Below are 26,323 nucleotides of genomic sequence, written 5' to 3'. Positions count from 1 at the left end.
GGGTGATTTTAGAATGCTAAAATACGGGAAGTAGTTCAAAGGGCAAAAATCAAGCAAATGCCAATATGTGAATTTCAATAAAACTGAAGTACTATCCTAAAGTGAAATCTAAACTATTAAAAAAATAGTTAATAATTAATCATTCCAAAGGGATCAATGGACCCGATTTTTAAAGTTTAAAGGGTGAAATTCTTTCTGGGCAGAACCTAATGCACTATCGTTAGGATTTGTTTTATATGGATTAAAGTTTGACTGGGATGGTATAGTAGTACTTTCATCACTAGGAATATATTCGGGTCTATACTCAATCTGATCAATTAGTTCTCCTTCGAAACTATAAAAATCCCAAACTCCTCTTTTTTCTGAATCTTCGAATCTTCCTGTAGAAACTAGGTTATTCGAATTTGGATAATAAAAAAACCATTTTCTAACTCTTTGCCCCTTAGTGATCTTTCCTTTTGCCTGGATAAATCCGTCCTTATTAATATAAATCCGTTGGCCTTTTCCATTGTTTACAATTTCCGGCCTTTTAAGTTTCTCTGCATGACGAATCTCAATTACAGAAACCAAGTTTCCATTTTGATATTTTTCAGATTGCAAAATTTCTCCATTACTATCAAGCACAAACCACTCTCCTTCCTTCATGCCTTTAGTGTAGTTTCCTTTTCTAAAATATTCCGGGATTATATCCACCTGCTCAAGCCATTCACCAGATCGAACCCCTTCCTGAAAGCTACCTTGAATTTCAATTTTCCTATCTGAATTTTTACTTAACCATTCCCCCTCAGGGTTTCCATTTTTGAATATTCCTTTTTCTTTAATCTCTCCATCTGGAAAATAAGCCTCATATAACCCATTGGGTTCGCCTTGTGCATACGACATTTTGAATTCCAAGAGGCCATCAGGATAATAGTAAAGTGCATTCCCTTCAACTATTCCCTCGACATAGGCAATTGAAGACTTTATCTGACCTGATTCAAAATACTCCTGCCAATCTCCAACCCTTTTTCCCTTATCTAATTGCCCAGTGGATTTTTTTTCTCCATTTTCATAAAACTCCTTATAACCATTCATCAACTCTCCATCCTCAAAAAATGCCAAGCTTTTAATCGATCCACCAGGATAATTTTCCTGAAAAATACCATTTGGTAAATCATCAGAAAAATTAATAATAAACATAGGAAACTCTTGATTGAATTGTTTGTCGAAAACCTTTGGATCTGCTTCGTCAAAAATGGAATTGTCAGTAGTCTCAGGATTGATTTTGGAATAAACTTTCCACTCTCCCCATTTCTTTCCCTGGTCGAGATTCCCCACTCCAATTAGATTAGAACTCCCAAAATAATAATAGTGCTGCTCTGTTTCAAATTGTAAAAAAAGGCTAAATAATATAGAAAAAACGATGGCTAACATATGGATAAGATTAAAACATTATCAAGTTAAAAAACTCTTGCCTATACTCAAAAAATAAATTGATAATTAGCTTATTACGAACTTATTAGAAAATTTATCTACTATAAATCATGCTTTTTCAATTTAATTGTTTCAGTAGATTCTCACGATATCTCATTCCAATAGGAATCATTTTACCTCGGATTTTGATCTGATTCCCTTCGATAAATTCCACTTTGGAAGTATTAATAATATAAGATTTATGGGTCCTGACGAAAAGCTCCTTTGGTAATTCTGCCTCCATTTTTTTCATCGTCGAAGTAATGATCAACACCTGACTTTCCAAATACACTTTAGCATAATCTCCAAAAGCCTCGAAAAATAAAATATCCTCAAACGCAGTCCGATATAACTTCTTATCCACCTTTAGCATAATGTACTCAGGCGAATCCTGCTGAGTCTTCAGCCGTTCTTTTACTTTCTGAATGGCTTGCAAAAAGCGGTCAAAAGGAATGGGCTTCATCAAATAATCGACAGCATTAAGCTCAAACCCCTCCAAGGCAAATTCCGGATAAGCTGTCGTGAAAATCACAAGTGGCTTGTTTACCAGAGTTTTATAAAAATTGATACCAGAAAGCTTTGGAAGATTGATATCCAAAAGCAATAAGTCAACCGGATTGGTTTCTAAACCATTAATTGATTCCAATGCATCTTTATACTCTCCAGCCAAAATGAGATCTGGATGATCAGAGATAAATTGTCTCAAAACATCCCGACTAAGCGGTTCATCATCTATGATTGCACATCGGATCATACGAGCGTCAAGTTAACTTGAAATTCTGTTTCGGTTTTTAAAATCTCTAATTCATAAGAATTAGGATAAATAAGTTCCAGTCTTCTTTTCACGTTTTCTAGACCAATGCCTCCATATTTCCCTTTTTCCATGTCATCGATCTGGCCCAGTTTATTCTTGATTGAAAAAGAGATAGCTGTATCCACTTTCAGTCGGATATCAATAAATTCCTGTTTAGAATCGTCTTTCTTCCCATGTTTGAAAGCATTTTCCACCAAGGGAAATAACAACAGGGGTGCAATCACCACCCCTTCTAATTCACCTTCCAAAGTAAACCCGACTTTGGACCCCTCTTCCAATCTAAGCTTTTGCAACTCGATGTAATTTTCCAGCATTTCCACTTCCTTCACCAAAGGCACCTTATCCTCTTCCACCTCATACAACATGTAGCGAAGCAAATTAGAAAGCTCCAACACCGTTTCTGAAGTCTGGTCGCTTTTGGCCAAAGCCTGTGAATAAATGCTGTTCAGGCTATTAAATAGAAAGTGAGGGTTAATCTGAGTTTTCAGCGAATTGAGTTCTAGGGATAATTTCTCTTTCTCTACCTGCTGCAGCGTGTACCAGGATTTGGACAACTTAATAAGCGTAGTCAAGATCAAATAAATCGTAAAAATACTCACCAAGACCTGCCACTCAGTAAATGAAACCATGTAAAAATCCGAATCCATCAACGGAAACATCACCTCAAACGTCAGTTCATGAAATGCATAGGTAGCGAGTAAAAGCAACGGAATGCTTAGGAAGTATATGAGATATTTGCCCTGATCAAGAAATCTAGGAATCAGCACTCTCAAATTGACATAAACCAGAAAGAACAATGGCACATGAAACAGCAAACCATAAAATACATCTATGAACTTGAAGACATTGGAAATAGAAAAATAACTTCCGATTGCATAAATGGAAAGCATCCAAAAAACCGGATGCTGAAACCATTTCGAATTGATAAGCTTGACCATAGGATTGATTAGCTAGCTCTTTTGTACTTCTCCGTTTCCTCAAACACCGATTCGTCATCAGAATATCGATCGATAAATTTCTGAATTTCCTTAGGCTGAGCTGTAATCAGAATTGTTCCATCCACATTTTCATGTCTCAGGCGGATGAGATTACTTTCAAAAAGCTTATTCAGTTTTTCCAGATCAAAGGAAGTCAAGTATAATTGCTTACCGCTGAATTTCAACTTAACAAAAGTATGGACTGGAATCACGTTTGAAAGTGTTGATCCATTAGAATAAGGATCGTCAGGATACAGATCAAGAAATAAGTCATTGCCAATTTTAGCAATATGTCCGACAAACGCCATTAATTCTTCACCATCCATAATCTCAATAGAGTATGCTTTATTTTTAGATAAGTCGGTGGATTCGGATGAACTTCCAAAAAAACTAGGTCCGGATGAAGCATTGCTAAATTCAATATAATCTTCATCATCCATCTCCCATCGACCAATTAATTCGGGAAAATACACCAGCGTGTCATCAGTGTAAATAGGGAAAAGTGAATACACACAGGAATTCAATAAGACGACCAGAAGTCCAAACGCGAGGATTGATTTTGCTTTTTGCATAATTAGAGTATTTGAGTTGTTAACAGGCTCAAATTGACTAATTAACTAATGTCGAGAAAAAAATCTCTATGAACACAGCAAATATCCAGACGAACAGGTGATTTTAGCGAATTAGACTTTTTGGGTTCTTCGAAATCCGGAGTACATAAAAAAATGCTGCTTCTTGAGAAGCTGGACTTACACTCTGAAATTTTGATACCTCCGTTGTGCTGCTTCTCCAGAAGCAGTACTCTAAGAACTAGTACAATTCTACTTTTACCAAACCTTTTCTACCTGCATAATCTCTCGCGGAGCTGAACAAATATTCCTCTGGTTCATCTACAATCATAGCTTCAACCGGATTTTGATGAATGTAATGCAGTTTCTGTTCCAAAAAATGATTTGATTCTATTGCTACTGTATGCAATCCATCAACCCTAAACTTATAATTAGTTATTCTATTTTGATTTGCTCCCTTTTCCTTAAAAGTTTTCAAAATCCATGCTGCTCTGGATTCAATTGATTCTCTTTCCATACTGGCTAAAATCTTTCTTGCAGTGAATTTTTTAAAATCTTGAATAGTATCACTTAATCTAAAAGCCTCTTTTGATCTACATAACAAATGGAGGTGATTGCTCATTAAGCACCAAGCAAAAATCTCTAATCCCTTTCTCTCAACGCAGAAATTTAGGCTATCAACAACTTCTAGCTTGTATTCTTTCCTTGTAAAAACATCTATCCAGTCGACAATCGTTAATGTCAAAAAATAAACTGCATGCTAATCAGAAACTTGAAATGGCCTCATTATTAAAGTTTAAAAATTAGTTCACAAATAATATGAAGTCAGTTGCACACTGAACTTTAAAAATAATAAAAATGCTGCTTCTGGAGAAGCAGCATAACGTCACCTACTCCTCCACCGTCGCATACAGATCAAACTCTGTCGCATCAGTTACTTTCACATTTACAAAGTCTCCTACTCGGCAATAGAATTTTGAAGCATCAATCAACACTTCATTATCCACTTCAACAGAATCGTATTCTGTACGACCTACGAAGTGACCACCTTCTTTTTTGTCGATCAATACTTTGAAAGACTTGCCGATTTTTTCCTGATTCAGATCATAAGAAATCTGCTCTTGAATCTCCATCAGATTATTTGCACGCTCTTGTTTTACTTCCTGCGGAATGTTGTCTTCCATCGTATAAGCATGCGTACTTTCTTCGTGAGAATAAGTAAACACTCCAAGACGCTCAAATTTCATTCGCTCCACGAAGTCAACCATTTCCTGATATTCTTTCTCGCCTTCACCTGGATGACCAGCGATCAGCGTCGTACGGATAGCGATATCTGGTAAAATATCGCGGATATTATGGATTAAACTCTCCTGCTTCTCACGCGTAGTACCGCGACGCATCGCCTTCAATACATCTGAAGAACCGTGCTGCAAAGGAATATCTAGGTAATTACAGATATTGTCACGCTCTTTCATCACCTCAATCACATCCATCGGGAAACCAGTTGGATAGGCATAATGCAAGCGAATCCAGTCGATCCCCTCTACATCAGAAAGTCTTCGCATCAACTCAGCAAGATTTCTCTTTTTGTAGATATCCAATCCGTAATAAGTAGAATCCTGAGCGATCAGAAGCAACTCTTTCGTTCCGCCAGCTGCTTTATGCTGAGCCTCTTTCACCAATTCTTCAATCGGTCTGGAAATGTGACCTCCACGCATAATAGGAATAGCGCAAAAAGAGCAAGGTCTATCACAACCTTCGGAAATCTTCATATAAGCATAGTGAGAAGAGTGAGTCAACAGACGCTCTCCAACCAACTCATGCTTATAATCTGCTTTGAATTTCTTCAAAATAGCTGGCAAATCCCTGGTACCAAAAAATGCATCGACCTGAGGAATTTCCTTCTCCAGATCATCTTTGTAGCGCTGCGAAAGACATCCCGTCACATAGACTTTATCCACCAAACCTTGCTCTTTGGCCTCCACGTACTGCAAAATAGTATCAATTGACTCCTGCTTTGCATTGTCGATAAACCCACAAGTATTGATAATGATGATGTTATTGTCATCCGTACCAGACTCATGGCTGGCGTTGATGCCGTTACCTCGAAGCTGGGTAAGTAACACTTCCGAATCAACAAGATTCTTGGAGCAACCCATGGTTACAATATTGACTTTGTCTTTTTTTAACGTTCTCGCTTTCACAGTTTTCCTACATTTTGAGGCTGCAAAGGTAGACAAAAAAGTGCGAAGCGAAATTTTGAATTGGAAAATTGGAAAATTAAAAGATTGAAAAATTATTAGCTACCGACATCGGGAGACAAGAAGCGATTGCTCTTGAATACTAAAAGCGTTGATTTTTATCTTTTACCACAAAGTCGCTGAGAACACGAAGGAAAACGCAAAGGTTAGTATTTCAATAGTAGAAGGCTTAAAAAGAGTTATAAACGATTTGTACAACAAACAATTCCTACTCTTTGCGATTCTTCTCTGCGAACTTAGCGGCTCTGCGGTAAAAAGAACCTCTTGCATTCTTTACGCAAATTTCAAATTCTCTCAATACCCTGTAATCTCCTTCAGCAACTCAAAAAAACCTTTCTTCCGCTCAGAATTGATCCCCCAATCAACCGGCACGCTTTGATAACCTTCTTCAAATCCCTCGTCTTTCATGCGGTAATCAAAGTATCCCCAAGATGCATAGGCAGAAACTGAAGCGGTAAAATTGTTTAAATCCTGATCAAAATTGAAGTGATCGTCCTCATTGTAAACGATTGGTTTATTCGTATATCCATTCACTTTGCGCGTCGCTTCCACCTGCTCGATAATCTTATTCGGATCTTTTACGCCATTTCCATGAAGCAAAATATAATCAGAAGCTCTCACTACATTTTCCTTCGGCACCTCACCTCCACCATAGCTGGTGCTCACTAGAAATCTATAGCCATTTTTCTCCTTGCTTTTCACCAGCTCTATCAATTCATGAACTCGCTCAGGCTGGAGAATTGGATGATCGTAGCGAATATTACATTCATTATTCACTTCGATTAGCACATTCCTATAGTCCTTGCTGTGCAACCAATCAATCACATTGCTCACAGCATTTATGACAGCTTGTTCATCAGCGAGATTTTCATCTTGTCCAAAGTAAAATAACCCTAGCATGGGAGCCATTCCCAATTCATCTGCTTTATCCAAAATCCGCTCCAGTCGTTTGAAATAGGCTGGTATCAGTTCTCCACTTTCTGTATATGCGGAATTGATCCAAGGCTGACTCTGTGAATAGCCATAAGGGCTTCCTCCTTGTAGATTCAGCGTAAATGATAAAAGCCCATACGACTTCCAAATAGACATATTCGCCACAAACTCATCCGTATTCCGATCTGCATCCCACTTTTTGGTGTCAGTATATTGCCAGTTTTTGACAGTCTCGGCATTCAAGTCGTCAAACACTCCTTGCACCATTCTGGAATTCATCAACAAACCTTCAATTGGATTTCCTTTCCAATTTCTGTCCGAATAGGTCAATTCATTATTGATGTAGAATTTCCCTTCAGAGATACTGACCTCAGTCTTTCGTGCAGTTTGGGAAAAGGAAGCAAAAGCAGAGAAAAGAAATAAAAAGGCTATTAATGCGGTGGACTTAAGGTTCATAAATTCAGGTTTTCGGGTTTTGGTAATATTTCTAATTTCCAGTTTCTTTTGGACATCAGCCTATTAACACCCATTTTTTTTTATCCGAAAGTCCAATATTATCTAAAGATCATTTCCTGCAACGTAATGTTAAACTAAGCTTAACTCGCTTCATGAGTTGGGGCAACCGCGTTTTACTACTTTTGAGACGTACAGCAAACTTTTTAACTCCTTGCATTTATTTTTCGCCCCGATTAACGTCGGGGCCCTTTTGCAGGGCGCGGATTCATCCTTTGGCTTTTTGCTTCCTTCCTGTAACTTAGAATGGAAATCACCAATCTATGGAAACCACTACCCCAATTTTAGCTTTCGATCGTAAAGATTTATCGGACAAAAAACTGATCGAACTATACGAATCGCTCATCATACCTCGCAGGATTGAGGAAAAGATGCTCATTCTCTTACGCCAAGGCAAAATATCCAAATGGTTTAGTGGCTGGGGTCAGGAAGCAATTTCCATCGGAGTTGTCAATGCCCTTCTAGCTGATGAGTTCATCCTTCCTATGCATAGAAATCTCGGGATTTTCACTGGGAGAAATATGCCACTGGAACGACTGTTTGCACAATTTCAGGGAAAGCTTTCAGGTTTCACCAAAGGCCGTGACCGCTCCTTTCACTTTGGCTCAATCGAGCATCATATCGTAGGGATGATCTCACATCTTGGACCTCAGTTAGCCATTGCAGATGGAATCGCTTTGGCAGATAAGCTTTCAGATGAAAAGAAAGTGACGGTTGTTTTTTCGGGAGATGGTGCAAGTTCGGAAGGTGATTTTCATGAGGGATTAAATGTGGCTGCCGTCTGGAAATTGCCGGTGATCTTTGTCATAGAGCATAATGGCTACGGGCTTTCCACGCCTAGCGAAGAGCAATTTGCATTCAAAAACTTCACTGATAAAGGCCTTGGATATGGAATGGAAGCCATTCGAATTCAGGGAAATAATGTACTTGAAGTCTATACAGCAATCAAAAGTCTAGCGGAAGATATCCGTCAAAATCCACGTCCAGTGCTCGTAGAAGCAATCACTTTTCGGATGAGAGGACATGAGGAAGCTTCTGGGACAAAATATGTCCCAAAACAGCTCATGGAAGATTGGAGCAAACTGGATCCCGTGGAAAACTACGAGCGCTATTTGGAAGAAAATGGCGTCTTGGATGAGAAGACAAAGGAACGCATTAACAAAAAAGTCAAAAAAGCGATAAACGATGCCTTGGAAGTTGCCTTCGCTGAGGAGGCCATTTCCCCAGACTTAGAAACTGAGCTAGCGGATGTCTATGCGCCATTTTCTCAGGAAGTCATTTTCCCATCAGCAAATAGCCCCAAGTCTGAAAAGCGGCTCGTCGATGCGATTTCAGATGCATTGCGACAATCCATTGAAAAGTATTCGAACCTCATCCTCATGGGACAAGACATAGGTGAATACGGGGGAGTTTTCAAAATTACTGATGGTTTCAAAGCTCAATTCGGAGCGGATCGTGTTCGCAACACACCGCTTTGCGAAAGCGCAATTATAGGAACTGGACTGGGACTTTCCATCAAGGGCTACAAAGCCATGGTAGAAATGCAATTCGCAGACTTTGTATCGGTAGGATTCAATCAAATAGTAAATAATCTAGCTAAGATCCATTACCGCTGGGGACAGCAAGCAGATGTAGTGATCCGCATGCCAACTGGAGCCGGGATGTCTGCCGGACCTTTCCATTCCCAATCCAACGAAGCTTGGTTCTTCCATACTCCCGGGCTTAAAATCGTTTATCCTTCCAATCCATACGATGCCAAAGGCTTGCTAAATGCTGCTTTGGAAGACCCAAACCCTTATCTCTATTTTGAACATAAGGGAATGTATAGATCCATCAGTGCTGAGATCCCAGACGAGTTTTACACGGTGGAAATTGGAAAGGCAAATTTGGTAAAAGAAGGAAGCCAGGTTTCCATAATCACCTATGGGATGGGTGTTCATTGGGCGCTGAAAGCCGCGGAAGAACTTGGTATTTCTGCTGATATTTTGGATTTGCGAACACTTCTACCTTGGGACAAAGAGTCTGTAAAAGCCACAGTGAAAAAGACCGGGAAAGTTATCTTTCTTCAGGAAGACTGTCTGACTGGCGGAGTCGGCGCAGAAATTTGTGCTTGGATTTCAGAACATTGTTTTGAATACTTAGATGCGCCCGTGATGCGAGAAGGGAGCTTAGATACGCCAGTTCCTTTTGCTCCAAACTTGGAAAAGCAGTTTCTGCCTGTGGAGCGTTTCAAAACTAAATTGACTCAACTTTCAGTCTATTAGAATTGCATTTCGAGCGCATTTTCAATTATTTTGTTCTGCTTTATTTTTTGCTTGTCAGATAATACCTTCTAAATCCCATCTATTATGAAATCACACTTTTCACTATTCACTCTTACTTTTTTCTCACTAATCCTATCTGGGAATTTAGCAGCCCAATCCTACATCGGTAGCACTGTTGGCAATTACGGCGGCATACAATCCGTACTGATCAACCCTGCAAATGCTGCTGATTCAAGAATGCGATTAGAAATCAACCTCATCTCCACAAGTGCATTTGTAGGAAATGATTTTATAAGTATCGATGTCAGTGATATTGGAGGTTTCTCAGATGGCTTTGATTTCGATTCGGATACGGATACGAATCCTTTAGACAACAATAATTTCTTTGGAAACATAGATATTCTCGGGCCATCTGCCCTTTTCAATATAAATTCTAAAAACAGTCTTGCTCTCACTACCCGGGTTCGGGGCTTCTTTAATATTCATAATCTGGGCGGAGATTTGTATCAAGTTGCCAATGGTAGCCAAGGTGTAGACAACTTCAATATATCCATGGAAAACACGTCGGGCGTAGTACATGCTTGGGCAGAAGTAGGACTGACCTATGGAAGGGTTGTTTTGGAAAATAAGGATCATTTTCTGAAAGCTGGCGCTACGCTAAAATACCTTGGAGGAGCCGGTGGGGTATTTGGATTCAGTCCTCAGCTTGGTGCAAATTTCAATTCATCCTCCAATACCTTGAACACTTCGGGTAATCTCAATTATGGTTATACCTCAGAATTCGATTCGGAAAATATCAGTTTCTCAGATATTACCTCCAGTTTTGGCGCGGATCTAGGCGTAGTCTATGAACTCCGAGGTGACAGAGAATATTATCAAGTACCATACAAATTGCGAGTAGGCATCTCGGTGACTGACATAGGCGCGATCAACTACAGCGGCGCTAGCAACTTTCGCTATGACATGAATGCGACAATTGATGCAAGTGAGTTTGAAAACAAAGACTTGGATGAGGTTCTTGATGAAAATTACTCCAGTACGGAGACGATAGAGAAAACAAAGATGGGATTGCCTACAGCTATTCAGGTATTTGCTGATTATCCTATTACCAACAAGTTCTTTGTCAGTGCGCAAGGAGCCATATCCGTCAAAAAACTTGATCAAGTCCCTGTAAGCAATATCATCAACTCTTTCACGCTTACTCCTAGATTTGAGATGCGATGGATTTCTGTCTACAGCCCCGTCTCTTTCCGTAAATATGATTCTAGCATCGCATGGGGATTTGGCTTACGTGCGGGGCCACTCATGGTAGGTTCAGGCTCAATTTTCACCAATCTGATCTCCAAAACCTCCAGAAGTGCTGATGTGTATGTGGGTTTTAAAATACCACTCTATAAATAAGGAGGCTTCCATCACAAGAAAGGGGCAGATGAAATTGATAATTCATCTGCCCCTTTTTTATTTAAATCTGAGCCCGAAGCAATTCCAAAAACTTCCGATCCAGTTTCTCTCCGTACCAATCTTCATACTGGACATCTTTTCGGCCGGAATTCAATACTCCGAAAGTCCCTGAGAATTCCCAGATCCCGAAGCCAATTCCATTTTCTTTTAATACCGTCAACACATCACCGAACCAGCTTAGGAACACGTCATGAGGCGTTTCATTATAGCAACCGCATTCTCCACAATGCACTCCGATCCCCTGATCGACCAAAGCTTTCCAAGGAGCATAATACCTCCTGATTTCCTCAATATCTAAAATCCTTTCTCCCTGTGTCAATGGCCAATCCACTGGCGGAACGCTTTCCGGATCCTTATATACCCATCCGGCTTTGTAATGTGATATTGGAAAAGGATGGTATCCGCGACAACTTTGCGCCAGCTCCAAATCCGCCAACTCAGGCATGGCTGTCCCTCCTCCACCATTTCCATCAGCAATCACCAATCGGGATTTCTTCACGGATTTGATGGTATCTAAAGCTGCTTCGGCCACCCGATGATAATCCGCTACATTTACAGGCCCTCCGGGACTATGCTGATCATTTGGATCGAGCCGCTGATAAGGTTCATTCACTAAGTCGAAGCTCAATTTCTTTTTGGAGATTCCTTTGTACCGATTTGCCCACATTTCCCAGTGCGCACAGAATGCATCCAGAGCTTCCTGATCCTTCCAGAGATTATAGGGTTCTACAAAACCTGCATTGATGCAAAATCCAGGAGCACGATGAAGATTTAAGCTCACATGCAATCCTTGGGAAATGCATCGCTCTACTAGCTCATCCACTTTCTCCAAGCGACTTTCGTCAAAATTCAACACTTCATCTGGACGAATCGGACGCGAGCGATCTATATCCAAATAGCTTGGATAGGAAATAGGAATGCGGGCAAAATCAAATCCCCAATCAGCAATCCATTTCACGTATTCTGGTTTGGTCGGCCTACCTCGATCTGGATGATCTGAGAAAAAGTCGAGTAGGTTAAAGCCTTTCCAGGCAGGTAGTTTGTTTTTGGACTTGGCAACTTCGGCAAAAGCCTGAAGCGAAGTACTAGCAGCTAAGCTAAGTCCTGTACCAAGCAAGGCGGATTTCTTTAGAAAATCCCTGCGGGAATCTGAGGTATTCATGGGTTAGTTTTAGGTTTGACATCATTAAGTTACTAAAGTCAGTCAAACCAACAGAAGACAATACATAGATGGCTTCTTCTTTATTTTTTTGGAATTCGCTAAACAAACCCACCTATTTATCCCGTATGCATAACTAACTGTATGATTATCCTAAACGCTGCCAGTAGCGATAGTTTCTTTGCTTTACAGGACGGAAGACCGATGACCGATGACCGAAGTGGCCTAAATGCCAACTTTTACCATATTAGAAGTCGCTTTTAGGCCTTTACTGGTGCGATTGCGGATTTACATAACTAACTCTAAGCTCATGCGGAAATCCTTACTCATTCTTCTTTTTATAGCCAGCGCCACAAGTCTACAAGCGCAATTTTTCATAGCCGGAGGGCATCTCAATGGCGGATTCCCTGCATCCAATCTAAAGCAAGAAGTGGATAAAACATTTTTCCCATCCCTATCCGGAATACTACTGTATGAATTCTATGCACAACCTATCCAAGTGGGAATGGAATTGAGCTATGGAATCTATGGTACCAAAGTAGAGGTGCGAGACGATCTTTACCCTGGGTATACAGTTGATTACAGGATCAGAAGAAACAATAATTATACTTCCGGCATGACAGTATTCCGATACTTACCTTCCCTGACCAGCAAACTAACACCATTTATTGAGATCCAAGCAGGCGCAAATTACCTCTACTCCAGATTTAAAATTCGCCCATCCATTTTTGAAGATGTGGTGGAAGCAGGTAAAGACATGCAGGACTGGGCATTTGCCTATAAGATCGGCGGAGGAATCCAATTTCCACTTCCGGGAATAGAGGGAGGAAAACTGGAATTAAGAATCAATTACCAAGATGGAGGAAGCATGCGTTTTCTGACCAAGGGAGACACTAATTTCTTACCGGACAAAGGCGATGGAGAATTCGAATACAGTCCCCGCCAAAGCCCGCTTCATCTGATTACAGGCTCTGTGGGAATAGTGATATATGATGCGTTTAGGTAAACCCCTTTAACAAATTAGTCTTGGATAGATTTCCCAAATTTATACTTCACCTTCACCAAAATCATCTCTTCAACTTCCTTATGATATCTCACCAGATATATTTCTGAATCACTTGCCCAGAGAATCATCTGAAAAGGATCAACAAGTGTTGAGTAGGTTAATTGATTCTCCAGATCCTCCACAAATAACACCCCTTGGTGATTTAACCTATTCCGTCTTTCATCTTTAAATAACATACCAAAAGACACTATTCGGTTAGTACTGGCCACTTTCATCCCATAATTATGATCGCTCACAGAAGCTTGAAACCACTCCTCCCCATCCTTATTTTCGAATATATTATAAGAAAGAAATGATGATCCTAGATCATAGGAATTCTCTAGATTCCCGGCTGCATCATACTTATTTACCGTAGAAGAACCAACCGTCTCTCTGATGTAGAATTCATCATTAAAGGAATCAAAATTGATAAGACCTTGGCTATTGACATAAGCATCTATCTTTTTTCTCTCTTCACTAAACTCACCGAAAGACGTTTTTAGCTTACCCGAATTCCCATCGAATACTCCAACAAATCTTGTTTCATTTGAAAATGCCCTATGATCTTCCAGCTTACCGCTCAACATTCCTATATAGTATTCTTGTCTAGTTGAATCATAGAAAAACACCTGACCATAAGGCATATACATATAGGTCAATTCTTGGATGCCGCTTAAATTCACTTCCTTTTCTATTTCAAGATTTGAGTCCAAATGAATGATCTTACTCCGTTGAGGAAAAAAAAGAATCAAGGAGCTATCTGCCTCATGATAGAGTGCTTGGAGCATATTGACCTGAGGTAATACCAAATTTGTAGTGTCTAAATTAATAGACCTGACCATAGAATCTTTTTGTATGTCAAACCAATACAGCTCTACGCCTTGGTGGATCAGTACAAAATTATTTTGATCCGACATTCGGTACTTTGTCCCAACATATCTAAAGTTACCTCCTTTAAACACAGTGGTATCGTAGCCTACTATTTCGAGAGGAAGGTCCTGAGTAATTTTCCTATTACAGGACATGATGGTAATTCCTAAGTAGACAAGTATAAACAACCTATTAATTGCTTGTTTCATTATAAAAATTTATTGAGGATCAACAGACACTAAGTAATACTTAAATATATCCTCATCAGCATCCTTGGAGGATTGCATCAAGATTTTTCCTTCAGCGGTGATATGAAATCCTTTCAGTTTTGGCTGAATAGCAGTGAGATCAAATTCACCAACCTTTTCAAGTGAGCTGTCGAATAACTCCAAAAATTTTTTAGGAGACTCATCTTGAGATTCAAATACGATTCGATACATCAAACGCTCATTCAACCTGTAAACGACACCATAACTGACATCATCATCCCACTTATTTTTTATTTCTACAAACTCCTCCCAATCATTGAACCCACTATTTTTTTCAGGTTGATCCTTTTCGGTTTTAAAAAGTGTGGACTCATATTGAAAATCTGATTGCTCAAAGTCACCCAAACCAACCGTACTTATTTTATTCATAAACGGATAGGATACTATCAGCAATGAATCAGCGAAAGTTAAAAAAGGAGAAAAAGAATTTGAAACGGTAGATCCTTTACCAAATTCAAAAGAAATCCTCTGTCTATTCAGCTGCTCATAATCAAATGAAAAAGGTATTTCTGTGAAGGATTCAAAATCATACTTCATCAAAGAGAACTTTTCCGTCTTTGAATCCTTAATAATCAAGCAAAGATGATCTCCTTTAAATGGAGCCGGTTGAAAAACGCCATTGCCTCCTGCCTCTGCAATAGCCTTCATTGACCCACTACCATCATTAAGAACCTGAGTCATCTTCATCTTTATAGTTTCCCCATTTTCGAAATAGTAAAACTCATTGGCTGTAAAGAAGAGGATTCCTTGTTCTGTATAATTAATAGTGTGAAAACTAGGAATACTACCCGGCCCCTCTTTGGGGATTTCCAAACCAGGTGCCAGCCTCATTTTCTTTGGGCTAAATGAAACAGTATCCAATCGCCTATAGAAAGTATTAAAAACCAAAAACGACTCATTCTTCTCATCTAACGGAGAAATAGAAAAGGGAACTTCAGAAGACATGCCCACTTCGCCGAAATCTAAACTAAGTTCCTCACTGAAGGAGATTTGGTAGTTAGGCACTGAGGAGGATTTCTCCTCGGTGCATCCAAATAGAAAGGCGATAATTCCCAAAAACAATAAATTCTTCATCTGTGTCTTACTCTATAAACCAAAAATATAAGTAAGACAAACTAAAGATTTTTCAGAAACTAACACATGTTTAGCCTGTTAATAATTGTAAAAGGAAAATGATAAACTTCTATTTATCACTCCTCCACCAACCTCACCTTATAAAACAGATTATAATCCCGCTCTACTTCCCCGTCAGCAGCTTTGACGATTAGCGTACCGTCTGGCAAACCAAGATTTACAACACCTGCAACTGGAAGCTCATTAAGGATTCCGATTTGCTGATCTCCTTTGACTACGATATATCGCGGAGTTCTGTATTTCGCTTGTGCCTTTCTCCATTCTGGATCTTGGTAGTAATCCTCTCCTTTAGACCGATACTCCATAAAAACATCTTCTGGAATCGCTGTATAAAATATCGCCAACTGATATTCTCCAAAGGTCTTGACATCGCTAAAAGATGGATAAAGCTGATTTTCACGAGCAGGATCCGGAATTTCCTGATCACGATCAGGATGAGATAAGGCTACAGCTTTTTCATTGATCAATGAATTCCCATCAAAATCGTACACAAAAAGCTGATCGCCAATCGGAGGAAGAACAGCTGCTTTTTTACGTTTTGGATCAAAAGACAAAAATGGAAAGCTTTGGCCGATCCATCTATTGGTTTTCCGAGGTACCCAGTCTTCAGAATACAAACTCAAATACTTGATAGAGTCCTGACTTGAATTATACAAAAATCCCGTTTTCACTTCATTGTAAAAATCTCCTCCGATTTTTTCCGGATCCACATCGCCAGGATTATATGAATTCACTTCCTCTCCCAAAATGTAGTCCTCTCCGCCTTCCGTCCAGGTAGTAAAAGTCTGCCTGAAAAAGGAAATAAAAATTGCATTCAAGCCAACGGCTGGACCTTTGATCTTTTCTATTTTCTGGAAATCCCGGTCAAAAACATGGAAATCCATAGTCGCTGACATTTCTTTGAATATTAACCGATCAGAACCAAAAAAGCGACCCTCCCAAATCATCGGAATTTGGTTCGGTCCCTCTCCCGCCAATGCTACTTCTTTGAGCAGTTCACCTTTTCCATTCACCAATAATACTTTGTCTCCGCGCTGTTCCTTCATTAGGTATTGATCTAACTTTTCCTGATAATCGAGAATGGTCACATTCTCCAACACATTTACCATGATAGAATCATAGACCTCAAACTGAAGTTCATTGAACGGATCAGTTTCAGTTGATTCAGCTTTCTTTTCGGAACAGGAGAAAAGTATAGTGGCAAAAAATGCGGTAAGGATCAGGAAATGCGATTTATTCATATCAAAGAGTTAAGGTTTTATGATTAGTCGGGAAAGGCGGGAATTATAGGACAAGAGATGTAAGAAAAATAGAATCATCCCTGCAAATCTAAAAATAATTTTTAGATTTGCAGGGATGATTTATAGAACCTTAGAGAAACCATTCCTAAAATCAGTATCACAATTTCCTGTGACTGGAATAGTTGGGCCTAGACAGGTTGGTAAAACTACCTTAGTAAAACAGTGTCTAAATAACCTAAACACAATATATCTTGATCTAGAAAAAAATTCAGACATCAACAAGCTGAAAGATCCTGAATTATTCTTCTCCCAAAACCAAGAGAAAACTATTATTCTGGATGAGATCCAACATCTACCTGCTATATTCCCCTTACTGAGAGCTGTCATCGATGAAAACAGAAAACCAGGACGATTTATAATACTCGGTTCTGCTTCACCTACCTTACTTCGCCAAAGTTCTGAAAGCTTGGCAGGTCGTATCAACTACCTAGAAATGATGCCGTTTTCCATTTTGGAAACCACTGGGAAAATAACAAGTCAAGACCTCTGGATTTATGGCGGATTTCCTGAGCCTGCATTGTCAAACGATTCGGAATTTGTCCAAGATTGGTACCGCAGCTTCACCACGAGTTACATACAGCGAGACTTGCCTCAGTATGGACTACCTGCTGATCCAAGAGTGACAAGGCAATTTTTGATGATGATTGCCTCAGTACATGGAGGAGTACTCAGCTATTCGACTTTTGCCAAATCATTAGGATTGACCGCGCCCACGATCAAAACTTATCTTAGTTTTCTTCTAGATGCATTTCTCATGAGAGAGTTACCCGCTTGGTCAGTCAATACAAAAAAGCGGCTCGTCAAATCCCCTAAACTATATTTTCGAGATACAGGAATGCTACACTACTTGCTTGGGATCAAGAATATGGAAAGCATCTTTGGCAATATCGTTCTAGGCAGTTCATGGGAAGCTCATGTCATCAATCAAACTGCTGCGGTATTGAGATCTGATGACGAAATGTACTTCTATCGTACGCAAGACGGTTCTGAAATTGACCTCTTGATTAGGCGTAATAACCAATGGCTTGCAGCTGCTGAAATCAAATTCAGCCTTAGCCCCAAGCTCACCAAAGGCACCTATCTAGCAATGGAAGATTTGGGGATAGAAAAATTACACGTCGTAATTCCCAGAGAAGAAAATTACCCCATGGCAAAAAACATTCAGGTGGTTGGACTTACTCATTTCATCCAAATGATTTCTGGCTAACAACCTTTGCATATCTGGTGGAGTCGTCGAAAGCGGGAGATTCTTACCTTCCTACAAAACCTTCGAAGAGGCCCTTCAACTTCGCTCTGGATAACAGTTTAAAGGTTATCCCACTTCCGTTGCGTCGCCGCGCCGCCGCGAGAAAAACCATTTGCGCCTCTGCGCCTTGGCGGGAGACAATGTACTTTCAACAGCGCCTTTCTTCCATAACAACACAGGCAGCACCCAAAACACCCCAATCATACTGAATACCAATCCGCCAATCGTACCTATCGCCAGTGAGAACCAGAAAATCTCGTTTTGACCTTCCATGATAAATGGAATCAAGCCAAAACAGGTGGACATAATCGTAAGCAAAATTGGAATGGCTTTGCCTGCTACGGACTTCAACACATTTCTATTGTAAAGCCCCTGAATTCTATTATTCAAATCATTGACGATGAATATCCCGGCATTCACTGCCAAACCTCCCAGCATCACAAAGGCTGCATAACCGCCCTGATCAAAGTAAAAATCGAATAGTGAAAAGATCAAAAACAGGCCAATAAAACTAATCGGGATGATCACAATGATGTATACCGGCTGCTTCAGATTCTCAAAGAGAACTGCACAGATCATAAAAATCCCAACGATCAACAGACCTAGCAAAGAATACTGACGCTTCTGTTGATCATAGTTCCAATAATACGAGTCCTTCTTGGCTTCATAGCCAATCGGCATAATCTGCTTCATCTCAGCTAGTACTTCTTCGAGGTATTCATTCCCAAATTTCCCAGAACCCATGTATTCAAAAGCTACAATTCGGATGTACTGTCGATCTTCCTTGTTAAGGGAATTGGTCGTAGTCTCCTTTGTCAAGGTGCCATAATCGGAGATTTTGAAAACTCTGTTTTCTCCACCGATCAACCCTTTTTGCTCCAGATCAAACTTGCTAAAATCACCAGACTTACGCTCACGTACCATGAGACCATAGTTTTGATTCTCCAAGGTCAAAATAGTCGAAGTACTCTGAGGCTTGGACATATCCTGCAAAGCGGTAAGAACTTCGAATTGGTTAGTCTGGCCTAATGCCATTTTGCTCTGATCGAGACGAAGCACAAATTCTTCAGTCTTCTGCTCGCCGTAGTTACGCTCATTAGTTTTCACTTCCTGAATCCGCTTATGCGCCAAAAGTTTATCCGCCAACACATTTGCCTGCCGCTCCAATTCATCAAAATTGTAGCCCTTCATTTTCACCCGGTAGCTTGGTATCTGATCGCTGGAACCTCCTGTATAAAACCCTTGGCCCACTCCATACACATTCCACTGTGCTCCAGACCAATCCGTAGATTTCACAGAAAGTTTCCCCTTCAACTGGTATGGCAAAGCACCTCTTTCATAGGCTTCCTTGAAGGTAATTTCTATCCTAGCACTTTGCCCAGAGTACACCGAAGTCACAAATTGATCGATCCCTTCCACATCCTGTAGATAGGACTCAAACTCCCGCATGATAAAGTCCATTTGCTCCAGCGTATTCCCAAAAGGCAATCGGCAAGTGACATAGAGTCTAGTCTTTGCAGCCTCTCGATAACCACTTTTTTCATACACACCACGCACAAACATGCGCATGGATCCACCCAGTGCTTTATCTACATATGGCCTGATTTCCTCCTGATAGAAGGTGTTTCCCACGGTTTTATTGTACCATTCCTGATCTTCCCATTTGGCCGGGAGGAAAAATATCGGCAGTCCAAAAAGCAAAATCAAAAACACAAGAAATGTCTTCCGGTATTTCGCTGTCCAGTCTATCCCTCTTTCGTAGTTTCGTAAGGCTTTGACCCGCTTCCGCAATTTAGGAATGGTCAACTTCCGCCCTTGATTCACCGATTCTTTGAACATCACCTGATAGAAAGCCGGAGTAAAAACTAAGGCAATCAACAGCGAAATTCCCAGCATCACCGAAACGACAATAGAGAATTCGGACAGATTTTTTCGTTCTTCTTCAGGTAGGAAAAAGACGATCATCAGTGCCGCAATGGTCGTGAGCGAGGCTGCCAAAAGTGCCAAGAAAACCCGACGGTTTTTGTGCTTGTGCAGGTGATCGATCATAATGATCGCATTGTCCACGATCAAGCCAAAACTAATTGTCAATCCCGCCAGGGAATAGAGGTGAATATCAACCTTGAGGAAATACAGCACGATGGCGCAAAGGCTTAGATTTGCCACAATCCCCAAAAAGAGAATACTCAGGTACTTAATATTTCTATTGATTAGAAATATAAAAACCACCAAAATCAAGATCGATAGTCCGGACCTCTTGTAGATTTTATTCAGTTCTTTTTCTAAAAACTCGGTGTCGTCATTCTCCAATCGAACTTCAAAACCAGCAGGAAGCAATTCTCCTGCATTTTTGATGGCAAGCTTTAGATTTTGCGCCAGCAAGACCTTATTTACTCCATCTCGGTTGTAGATGGTAAGTGTTACTGAGTTATTGCCGTTGATTCTATAGTATCTGGTAGGTTCCGCTTCTTCCAAAGTCAAGCTAGCCACATCACGTAGCCGGATTTCCATACCATCCATTTCGCTTACGACCAAGTTCTCCAGTTGATCCTTCTCCTTGAGCGAGCGATCCACTTGTACGAAAAGCGTCTTGCCCTGATTGTTCATCACAGCGCCTGGAAATGTCAATCCAAATGCACTTCGGATGCTACCATCCAATTGATTTTTAGTAACGCCAAAAGCTTGCATCTTTTGGATATCATAGGTCACGAATAGCTGCAGATCATTTGCCCCGAGCACTCGCACGTCCTCCACTTCTTCGAAGCGGGTCAATGCTGGCTTCAGGATATCTTCCGCTATTTTCTTGATTTCAAAAGAAGCAAATGGACCATTTACACTATAGGTCAAAATCGGCGTTTTATCGTCTGACCTCTCCTGTGATGATTGTGCAACTGTGGGATAACTTACCCTAGAATCCATCTGGGGATAAACCTGTCGAATCATAGAAGAGATTTCAAACTTCTTCATCTCCATATCCGACTTCTTATCGAAAGTCAGCGTGATATACCCACCATTATAATTGGAAGTTGATTTGATTTCTTTAAGCTCACTCAGTCTGGAAAAAGCCCCCTCTAAAGGTGAGGTAGCCAGTTTCTCCACGATTTCTGGAGAAGCATTGCTTATCCCAAATGAGATTGATAAAATTGGTGCCCTTTCCTTCGGATTCAAATCCACAGAAAGCATAGGAATCACCGCCAATCCAAGGATTGACACGACGACAAAGACTATCAGAATTCTGAATGGAGTCATATCAAGTCGCTTTCAATGATTTTTTAGAAACAGTAAACCAGTAAGCCAGAGGAACAAAATACAAGGCTGTGATCGTACCTATCGTCAAACCTCCGATCACTGCAAACACCAAAGGCCGCTGCAAATCGGCTCCCAAACCACTACTAAACACGATCGGTATCAATGCCAAAATCGTGGTTATCGAAGTCATTAAAATCGGCTTAAGGCGAATCTGCCCAGCTTTGTGAAGTGCCATTTCCAGCGCTTCAGCAGCCGAAATCGTGTCTGACTCTACATAAGTGAGACGAAGACGATTGATCGTGTCGATCTTCAAAATCGCATCATTCACCATGATTCCCAGCATCACCACCAGACCGATCGCAGACATTACATTCAGCGAAGCTCCGAAAAGAAACAGCACCAAAAATGCACCTCCGATTCCCAGCGGAAGTGTGAATACCACAATCAACGGCTGAATAAAACTCTCAAATTGCGCAGCCAAAATAAAATAAAGCAGCAAAACTGAAATCAACAAGATCCCTATGAGCTGACGGATATTTTCCTTGTCTTTAAAGAACTGACCTACCACCGTCACTCCCAGGTTTTTCTCCTGACCCCAGCGAAGATATTCACTGGCATTCTCATCTGGATTCTCAGACGTCACATTGAGCGACTGATAAATCCCGCCCTTGTCAGCGGTCACATATTTGTAGTGATCTTCGTAGTTATACTCTACAAATTCACCTAGCATGTAAGAAGTCGTATCCGAAGCTATTATTCTGGTATTCCGTAGAATATCTTCAAATCGAGCATTTGGCTCTTTCAGTCGAATCGGAGTGATTTCTCCAAATCGCCTGATATCCGTGATCGTATAGCTTCCAAAAAGCATCGCAATCCGATCTTGAATGCTACTCACAGGAATTTGATACGTTGCCATTTTATCCGCATGAAGAGTAAAGACCACAGAAGCTTCCTTCTGCAATCCCGGGCCACGCTCCCATTCCTGAGTTGGAAACTGACTGAGCCAAGGATCCATCTTTTCCTCTGGAACTGGCTCTTTTGCTCCCAGATCTTTCCATCTCACTTCGTAAAACGGCATATTGGAACTGAATAACTGATCAAAAGCATTTGGCGCATCGCCAAGGGTAAAAGACGCTTCCGGGTAATTCGTCTTTAGATTTGCTTCCAATTCCTTGATAGCGGATTCTTTTTCCTCCACCGTAGGGAAAAGGAAATAAAGCAAGGATTGCTGTATGGAATTCTCCCCATCGAAAAGCAAAAATTGCTTCACCCCAACATCCGCTTCCGCCTGGGAGTAACTTCCCTCCAGGCTTTTCAATAAGGTTACTACGCGGTCTCTGTTTTCAGCTGCGGAAATCGGTTCGCTCCAATCCACATCCAGCGTAGCATCCAGCTTTTCGATCTCTGGTAATCCAGTTGTTTCCAGCAACTGACTAATTCCCAAACCAAGCGGAATCAGTAGCAAAAACACCAGCATAGCCATTTTTCTATTCCCGGTAACTTTGCGGTAGCCAAATTCATACATTCCTAAAATCTTGCTGAAAAATGCTCCTTCACCGTCATCGAAGGCTTTTTTGCTCCGCGAAAACATCAAGTAATAAAGCATAGGAAGCAGAATAAATGCCACTGCAAGGGAAACCGACAGAATCGCTGTCACGGCCACGGCCTGATCAAAAAACAGCGCTCCAGAAATCCCACTCAGAAAGACCAGCGGCACAAATACCGCCAGCGTAGTAAGTACGGAACTGACAAGCGCTCCCATCACTTCGTCTACACCTTCAACGCATGCTTCGAAAAGAGGCAAACCGCTCTCACGCTTTCGGGTGATATTGTCCAAGACGATGATCGCATTATCGATCAGCATCCCGATTCCGAGAGCTAGACCTGAAAGAGAAATGATATTGATAGAAAGATCAAAAAAGTAGAAAATCAAGAAAGAGATCAGCAAGGAAGATGGTAAACTCAACCCTATAATCAGCGGAAGTCTGTAATCTTTCATAAAGAGAAAGAGAACTGCGAAAGCGAAAATACCTCCGAAAAGTAAGGACGTTTCCAAATTGGAAATCGCAGCATTCAGCAAATTTGATTGATCTTGAGTCAGTTCAAATTCTACGAGTGGGTAATCCTCCTTGAACAATTCCAGTGATTTTTTCAGCTCAGGAATCAGCTCATTCATTTTGGCGGAAGCCTGCTTGTGTACCGTAATGACCAAACTTTCTTGCGTTCCGAAAAGATGGTAACCAAGCGTCTCTTGGGTCTCATAACTCACCTCAGCAAGTTTCCCCAATGGAATGATTACTCCTGAAGGAGCTGCTACTGGCAAACTCTCAATATCCTTGGGCGTGTCAACTCGCGTAGCTAAGCGAAGGTAGTAGCGGAATTGACCGTCTTTTACGGATATCCCACCAAGCTCTCTGTTACCTGATTGAATGGCGGAGATCACGTTTTGCTGCGTCATTCCCAGTGCTGCCAAAGCTTCCTCATTTGGCTTTGCGGTGATAATTCGCTCTTTTTTGCCATTGATATCCACCAGAGATACTCCTGGCAGCTGTTCAATTCTTTTCTTCAGAACATTCTCTGCTAGGAGACTTACCTCCACTTCGTCCGCTCCTTCTTTTGGCACCACCTGTACTCGGGCAACTGGAATATCAGAGGTGTTGATTCGGATTACTTCCGGGCGTCCAAGATCTTCGGGAAGACCATTTGTCAAGCGATCAATTTTCTCATTGACATCGATATAGGCCAACTCCATCTTGGTACTATAGTCGAAGGTCAATCGGATTGTACCTACTTCAGAACCTGCTTTGGAATCCATTTCTTCCAAACCATTCAAGGTGATCAATCCCTCACGGATTGGACTTAACACATTTTGCTCTATAGCTTCCGGAGAGGCATTTGGATAACTGACCTTCACCACTATCTGCGGTACATCAATCGGAGGCAAAAGCGAAATTGGCAGTGTACGTAAGACGATGAAGGCAAAAACCATCAGCGCCATAAAAGTCATAAAAACTGCAATCGGCCGGGCCAGTAAAAATCTAACCATGGCTTATTCTTTTATAATTTGAACTGGAGCCTGATGCGCAAGTTGAAGGTTATTGGTAGTGATTACCGTACTATTTTCTTCAATTCCATCAAGAATCTCCACTTCCTCCCCATTGTCTTTGCCCACCTCCACGTAGTTCCATTTGGACTCTTTATTTTCTATGGTAAAGACTACTGCGCGACCAGATCTATAGACCAGGGCATCCTTGGGAACTACTAGACTGTTATTTTGCGGAGCTCGGATAATTGCACGGGCATTCATTCCCGGTAGGAGATTTTTATTTGCAGCCAACGTAATGGAAACCTGCACTAGGCCGCTCTCATCTACTTTAGGATTGATACCAGTTACTCTTCCCTCTAATGCTGTTTGGGTATTTGAAATCGGATAAACTTCTGCTTTTTGATTGATGGAAATAAGGCTAATGTCAGATTCCAACACTTTTACTTTGAGGATAAACTGGCTGGTTCCCAAGATTTGACAAAGAACCTCATTGGAACCGACTAAGCTTCCAGCTTTATATTTCAGATCGGCTACCTGACCAGAAATTGGAGCTTTGACTATACTTCTATCAAAGCTCATTTGCGCTTCCCTCAGTTCTACTTGGGCAAGGAACACACCAGACTTTGCTTTAAGTTGCTCATCCACAACTTCTTTTTGCTCGGTATTATCAGAAGCAAATAGGGTCTCAAAACCCAACTTGTCAGATTCATATACTGCGTTAGCATTTCGAAGGGAGATTTTAGCTTTTTCAAGCCTAAACTCCGGCTCAGTAGGATCCAACTTGGCGATAACATCTCCTTTCTTGACGAACTGCCCTTCCCGGACATTTACTTCAAGGAGATAGCCAGCCTGTTCTATCACGGCTAGAACTTCAGCGCCAGCTTCAAGTTTACCTGGGGCTTGAATCAAATAATCAAAGCTTTTACGCTCTGCAGTTGCGATATTCACTTCTGTGGCGCCAACTTCGTTTCGAAATGATTCTGTAGGAGCTTCTTCGACCTTTTCCTTATCTTCTTTGCATGCAGAAAATAGGACTATTAAAAAACCGAAAAGTATGAGAGTTGAGTTTTTCATTTAAATAGTAGTTTCAGGTATTAAGAAACTAACTAATTATTCAATCTCAAAGTCTTTATTGTAGAAAGGACGTTAATGATTCTAAAAAACAGGAATTGACTTATCAATTTTCACAAAAGGAGGATTAATAGCATCATCCACAGGACGTAAGCGCATGGTAGGTGGTGGATTATCTCCAAAGTATTCTATAAGCCTATCGATCTCTTCAATAGTTGCCACCTCAATACGCACTTTAGCAATTCCATCATCGAGCAAACCTAATTGGGTGCCCGCGGCTCTAGACAAATCAATAATACGCCTGGAAGTTTTTGGAAGTCTATCGTTGATCCTGACCCAGACAAATTCGCCTGTATCTGGTCTTGTCACTTTGATTCTAGTATCAAAAGGTAAAGTCTTGTGCGCAGCAGTTAAGCTGTCCATGTGAAAAATCTCCCCATTGGATGTCTTTTTCAAATGAAATCTGCGACCATAAAAACTGGCCGTACCTTCCTGAATTAGCAAAGCATCTACAGCCATCTCAGGCTGAGTATACTCTGGTATGAGTGCCGCAACTAAAATAAGAAACCAATTCCACATAGGGTGATATGAATTATCGCCTGCCATTCCAATAAAGATGCCAATTAATGTCATTTATATCAAATGGCTTGCAGCAAGTCTACCACTGAAGTAACTTAGTTAATCACTTA

General features: G+C 40.8%; 19 protein-coding genes. 4 read left to right on the top strand and 15 right to left on the bottom strand.

Annotated elements, in window-relative coordinates:
- Window positions 1-153: 153 nt before the first annotated feature.
- The 7 genes from ESV85_RS17675 to ESV85_RS17645 all read right to left on the bottom strand — a co-directional run bounded on the left by ESV85_RS17675 (window position 154) and on the right by ESV85_RS17645 (window position 7,462).
- On the bottom strand, window positions 154-1,317 hold the full coding sequence (locus ESV85_RS17675; RefSeq protein WP_191322048.1) for a toxin-antitoxin system YwqK family antitoxin: 1,164 nt from the start codon (window positions 1,315-1,317) through the stop codon (window positions 154-156).
- A 214-nt stretch (window positions 1,318-1,531) separates the two neighbouring features.
- On the bottom strand, window positions 1,532-2,206 hold the full coding sequence (locus ESV85_RS17670) for a LytR/AlgR family response regulator transcription factor (RefSeq protein WP_146919949.1): 675 nt from the start codon (window positions 2,204-2,206) through the stop codon (window positions 1,532-1,534).
- Window positions 2,203-3,204: a sensor histidine kinase gene (locus ESV85_RS17665; RefSeq protein ID WP_146919947.1), complete on the bottom strand. Its 1,002-nt coding sequence runs from the start codon at window positions 3,202-3,204 to the stop codon at window positions 2,203-2,205. The genes ESV85_RS17670 and ESV85_RS17665 overlap by 4 nt, the downstream gene beginning before the upstream one ends.
- An 8-nt stretch (window positions 3,205-3,212) precedes the next feature.
- Window positions 3,213-3,815: a hypothetical protein gene (locus ESV85_RS17660; protein WP_146919945.1), complete on the bottom strand. Its 603-nt coding sequence runs from the start codon at window positions 3,813-3,815 to the stop codon at window positions 3,213-3,215.
- A 238-nt stretch (window positions 3,816-4,053) separates the two neighbouring features.
- Window positions 4,054-4,557, bottom strand: a complete 504-nt coding sequence (locus ESV85_RS17655) for a transposase (RefSeq protein WP_146919943.1) — start codon at window positions 4,555-4,557, stop codon at window positions 4,054-4,056.
- Window positions 4,558-4,702: 145 nt separating this feature from the next.
- Window positions 4,703-6,016, bottom strand: coding sequence for a 30S ribosomal protein S12 methylthiotransferase RimO (rimO, locus tag ESV85_RS17650; protein WP_146919941.1), 1,314 nt, complete (start codon window positions 6,014-6,016; stop codon window positions 4,703-4,705).
- Between the two features lie 351 nt (window positions 6,017-6,367).
- Complete coding sequence (locus tag ESV85_RS17645; protein ID WP_191322047.1) at window positions 6,368-7,462, bottom strand: hypothetical protein; 1,095 nt, start codon at window positions 7,460-7,462, stop codon at window positions 6,368-6,370.
- 320 nt (window positions 7,463-7,782) lie between these two features.
- Here ESV85_RS17645 and ESV85_RS17640 point away from each other — a divergent pair, with 320 nt between their 5' ends.
- Window positions 7,783-9,783, top strand: coding sequence for a thiamine pyrophosphate-dependent enzyme (locus tag ESV85_RS17640; protein WP_146919939.1), 2,001 nt, complete (start codon window positions 7,783-7,785; stop codon window positions 9,781-9,783).
- Window positions 9,784-9,867: 84 nt separating this feature from the next.
- A complete protein-coding gene (locus ESV85_RS17635) occupies window positions 9,868-11,184 on the top strand; it encodes a DUF5723 family protein (RefSeq protein ID WP_146919937.1) in 1,317 nt (438 codons plus the stop codon).
- Between the two features lie 61 nt (window positions 11,185-11,245).
- On the opposite strand, the gene ESV85_RS17630 is transcribed toward ESV85_RS17635, so the two are convergent.
- Complete coding sequence (locus tag ESV85_RS17630; protein ID WP_146919935.1) at window positions 11,246-12,406, bottom strand: cellulase family glycosylhydrolase; 1,161 nt, start codon at window positions 12,404-12,406, stop codon at window positions 11,246-11,248.
- Window positions 12,407-12,713: 307 nt separating this feature from the next.
- On the opposite strand from ESV85_RS17630, the gene ESV85_RS17625 reads away from it, so the two are divergent.
- On the top strand, window positions 12,714-13,409 hold the full coding sequence (locus ESV85_RS17625; RefSeq protein ID WP_146919933.1) for a hypothetical protein: 696 nt from the start codon (window positions 12,714-12,716) through the stop codon (window positions 13,407-13,409).
- 14 nt (window positions 13,410-13,423) lie between these two features.
- Here the strand turns inward: ESV85_RS17625 and ESV85_RS17620 are convergent, their stop codons facing one another.
- From ESV85_RS17620 to ESV85_RS17610, 3 genes are all read right to left on the bottom strand, one after another.
- Entirely contained in the window at window positions 13,424-14,527 is a 1,104-nt protein-coding gene (locus ESV85_RS17620) for a hypothetical protein (protein ID WP_146919931.1), read from the bottom strand.
- A gap of 9 nt (window positions 14,528-14,536) precedes the next feature.
- The gene (locus tag ESV85_RS17615; RefSeq protein WP_146919929.1) at window positions 14,537-15,661 is read right to left on the bottom strand and encodes a hypothetical protein; all 1,125 of its coding nucleotides are present in this window, start codon (window positions 15,659-15,661) and stop codon (window positions 14,537-14,539) included.
- A 116-nt stretch (window positions 15,662-15,777) separates the two neighbouring features.
- Complete coding sequence (locus tag ESV85_RS17610; protein ID WP_146919928.1) at window positions 15,778-16,962, bottom strand: hypothetical protein; 1,185 nt, start codon at window positions 16,960-16,962, stop codon at window positions 15,778-15,780.
- Between the two features lie 115 nt (window positions 16,963-17,077).
- Between ESV85_RS17610 and ESV85_RS17605 the strand changes: the two genes are divergently transcribed.
- Complete coding sequence (locus ESV85_RS17605) at window positions 17,078-18,229, top strand: ATP-binding protein (protein WP_146919926.1); 1,152 nt, start codon at window positions 17,078-17,080, stop codon at window positions 18,227-18,229.
- Between the two features lie 105 nt (window positions 18,230-18,334).
- Here the strand turns inward: ESV85_RS17605 and ESV85_RS17600 are convergent, their stop codons facing one another.
- The 4 genes from ESV85_RS17600 to ESV85_RS17585 form a co-directional block, all read right to left on the bottom strand.
- Window positions 18,335-21,517, bottom strand: a complete 3,183-nt coding sequence (locus tag ESV85_RS17600; RefSeq protein WP_146919924.1) for an efflux RND transporter permease subunit — start codon at window positions 21,515-21,517, stop codon at window positions 18,335-18,337.
- A 1-nt stretch (window position 21,518) separates the two neighbouring features.
- Window positions 21,519-24,563 (bottom strand): efflux RND transporter permease subunit, encoded by a 3,045-nt coding sequence (locus ESV85_RS17595; protein ID WP_146919922.1) that lies wholly within the window; start codon window positions 24,561-24,563, stop codon window positions 21,519-21,521.
- 3 nt (window positions 24,564-24,566) lie between these two features.
- Window positions 24,567-25,637, bottom strand: coding sequence for an efflux RND transporter periplasmic adaptor subunit (locus ESV85_RS17590; protein ID WP_146919920.1), 1,071 nt, complete (start codon window positions 25,635-25,637; stop codon window positions 24,567-24,569).
- An 81-nt stretch (window positions 25,638-25,718) separates the two neighbouring features.
- On the bottom strand, window positions 25,719-26,267 hold the full coding sequence (locus tag ESV85_RS17585) for a septal ring lytic transglycosylase RlpA family protein (RefSeq protein ID WP_146919918.1): 549 nt from the start codon (window positions 26,265-26,267) through the stop codon (window positions 25,719-25,721).
- Between the last annotated feature and the right edge of the window lie 56 nt (window positions 26,268-26,323).

The sequence above is a fragment of the Algoriphagus aquimarinus genome (assembly GCF_007997215.1).
Classification (GTDB): Bacteria; Bacteroidota; Bacteroidia; order Cytophagales; family Cyclobacteriaceae; genus Algoriphagus; species Algoriphagus aquimarinus_A.
This window is presented reverse-complemented; position numbering and strand designations above follow the sequence as displayed.

Excerpts from the sequence above, each read along its gene's own strand:
- ESV85_RS17620 (WP_146919931.1), bottom strand. The coding sequence starts at position 14,527 with ATGAAACAAGCAATTAATAGGTTGTTTATACTTGTCTACTTAGGAATT.
- ESV85_RS17660 (WP_146919945.1), bottom strand. The coding sequence starts at position 3,815 with ATGCAAAAAGCAAAATCAATCCTCGCGTTTGGACTTCTGGTCGTCTTA.
- ESV85_RS17670 (WP_146919949.1), bottom strand. The coding sequence starts at position 2,206 with ATGATCCGATGTGCAATCATAGATGATGAACCGCTTAGTCGGGATGTT.
- ESV85_RS17585 (WP_146919918.1), bottom strand. The coding sequence starts at position 26,267 with ATGACATTAATTGGCATCTTTATTGGAATGGCAGGCGATAATTCATAT.
- ESV85_RS17615 (WP_146919929.1), bottom strand. The coding sequence starts at position 15,661 with ATGAAGAATTTATTGTTTTTGGGAATTATCGCCTTTCTATTTGGATGC.
- ESV85_RS17590 (WP_146919920.1), bottom strand. The coding sequence starts at position 25,637 with ATGAAAAACTCAACTCTCATACTTTTCGGTTTTTTAATAGTCCTATTT.
- ESV85_RS17595 (WP_146919922.1), bottom strand. The coding sequence starts at position 24,563 with ATGGTTAGATTTTTACTGGCCCGGCCGATTGCAGTTTTTATGACTTTT.
- ESV85_RS17610 (WP_146919928.1), bottom strand. The coding sequence starts at position 16,962 with ATGAATAAATCGCATTTCCTGATCCTTACCGCATTTTTTGCCACTATA.
- ESV85_RS17625 (WP_146919933.1), top strand. The coding sequence starts at position 12,714 with ATGCGGAAATCCTTACTCATTCTTCTTTTTATAGCCAGCGCCACAAGT.
- ESV85_RS17600 (WP_146919924.1), bottom strand. The coding sequence starts at position 21,517 with ATGACTCCATTCAGAATTCTGATAGTCTTTGTCGTCGTGTCAATCCTT.
- ESV85_RS17605 (WP_146919926.1), top strand. The coding sequence starts at position 17,078 with ATGATTTATAGAACCTTAGAGAAACCATTCCTAAAATCAGTATCACAA.
- ESV85_RS17635 (WP_146919937.1), top strand. The coding sequence starts at position 9,868 with ATGAAATCACACTTTTCACTATTCACTCTTACTTTTTTCTCACTAATC.
- ESV85_RS17640 (WP_146919939.1), top strand. The coding sequence starts at position 7,783 with ATGGAAACCACTACCCCAATTTTAGCTTTCGATCGTAAAGATTTATCG.
- ESV85_RS17665 (WP_146919947.1), bottom strand. The coding sequence starts at position 3,204 with ATGGTCAAGCTTATCAATTCGAAATGGTTTCAGCATCCGGTTTTTTGG.
- ESV85_RS17630 (WP_146919935.1), bottom strand. The coding sequence starts at position 12,406 with ATGAATACCTCAGATTCCCGCAGGGATTTTCTAAAGAAATCCGCCTTG.
- ESV85_RS17645 (WP_191322047.1), bottom strand. The coding sequence starts at position 7,462 with ATGAACCTTAAGTCCACCGCATTAATAGCCTTTTTATTTCTTTTCTCT.